At 72.8% G+C, this 1,939-nt stretch carries 1 protein-coding gene; it reads right to left on the bottom strand.

Features of this window, described 5'->3' with window-relative positions; translation table 11 throughout:
• Positions 1–1,939: type I polyketide synthase (locus TU30_RS32755; protein ID WP_042177276.1), on the bottom strand; the 1,939-nt coding region annotated here is incomplete at both ends.

Below are 1,939 nucleotides of genomic sequence, written 5' to 3' on the forward strand. Positions count from 1 at the left end.
GAGAACACCACGAACGCCGTGAGATCGAGGTCCTTGGTCGCCTCGTGCAGATGCCAGGCCGCATCCACCTTCGGACGCAGCACCCCCGACAGCCGCTCCCCCGTCAGCGACTCCACCACACCATCGTCCAGCACACCCGCCGCATGCACCACGGCCCGCACCGGATACCGGCCCACCAGACCCGCCACCGCAGCCCCGTCGGCCACATCACAGGCCTCCACCGACACCCGCGCACCCAACCCGGCCAACTCGGCGACCAACACCTCAACACCCTCGGCAGCCGCACCACGACGACTCACCAGCAACAGATCACGCACACCGTGCTCCACCACCAGATGCCGGGCCACCACACGGCCCAGACCACCCGTGCCGCCCGTCACCAAAACCGTACCCCCAGCCACATCCCAGACAACACCATCCCCACCACCCCCGGACACCACCCGCGCCAGACGAGGCACCAACACCTCACCACCACGCACCACCACCTCGGCCTCGGCCTCACCCACCGCCAGAGCAGCACCCAACAACCCGGCCGACAACACCACACCCGGCTCGACATCCAGCAGACCGAACCGCCCCGGATGCTCCGACACGGCCGACCTCACCAGACCCCACACACCGGACCCGGTCAGGTCGTCACCCGTGACCGCGCCCCGCGTCACGAACACCAGCCGCGACTGCGCACACCCCTCATCCGCCAGCCACGACCGCACCAGCTCCAGCGCCCATACGGTGACTTCGTGTACCGCGTCCACCGCTGCGGCGGTCTCCCCCGCAGCGGTCTGCGGTACGACGGCGAACACCGTCGCCGGCACCTCACCGGCCGCGACGAGCGCGCCGATGTCGGTGTGACGGGGCCCGGGCAGTGCGGCCAGGAGGTCGCCGGTGGTGGTGTCGAGGACGGCCGTGGAGGCGGTGTCGGTGCCGCTCGCCGGTGCGGCGGGGGTCCACGTGACGTGGAAGAGGGCGTCCCGGGTCGTCATGTCGACGGCGGTGTCGGAGGCGACGGCGCGCAGCACCAGGTTCTCGATGGTGGCGACCGGTGCCCCGGTGGGGTCGGCCACGGCGACGGACGCGGACTCGTCGCCGGTCCGGGTCAGGCGGACCCGGACGGCCCGGGCGCCGGACGCGTGCAGGGTGACACCTTCCCAGGAGAACGGGACGACTCCCCGCGCGAGTCCGCCGAGGGCGGAGATCTGCACGGACGCGTCGAGCAGCGCCGGGTGCAGGCCGAAGCCGGCCGCGTCGCGTTCGGCGGAGTCGGGGAGGGCCACCTCGGCGAACACGTCGTCACCCCGGCGCCAGGCGGCGCGCAGGCCCTGGAAGAGGGGTCCGTACTCGTATCCGCCCTCGGCCATGCGCTCGTAGAGACCCGTCAGGTCGACGGGCTCGGCGTCGGCGGGCGGCCAGACGGCGGTACCGAAGGCGGCGGTGTCGAAAGCGGGAGCAGTCCCCGGAGCGAGGACGCCGGTGGCGTGTTCGGTCCAGGGCAGGTCGTCCGCGCCCTCCGGCCGGGAGCGGGCGGTGAGGCCCCTGCGGCCCGCGGCGTCGGCCGGGCCGACCTGGAGGTGCAGTTGGACTCCGCCCTGCTCGGGAAGGACGAGGGGGGCCGCCAGGGTGAGTTCCTCGACGCGGTCGCAGCCGACCTCGTCCCCGGCCCGCAACGCGAGTTCGACGAAGGCGGTGCCGGGCAGCAGGACGTTGCCCATGACGACGTGTTCGCCCAGCCACGGGTGGGTGCGCAGGGAGAGGCGGGTGGTGAGGAGGAGACCGTCGGAGTCGGAGAACTCGACGGCCGCGCTGAGCAGAGGGTGGCCGGCGGAGCGCAGACCGGCGGACTCGACGTCCCCGGAGGACGCGTCGGGCGTGGGCCAGTAGCGCTGGTGCTGGAAGGGGTACGTCGGGAGGTCGGTGAGCCGGGCGCCGGTTCCGGCGAGAT

It is taken from the genome of Streptomyces sp. NBRC 110035, from assembly GCF_000829695.1.
Classification (GTDB): domain Bacteria; phylum Actinomycetota; class Actinomycetes; order Streptomycetales; family Streptomycetaceae; genus Streptomyces.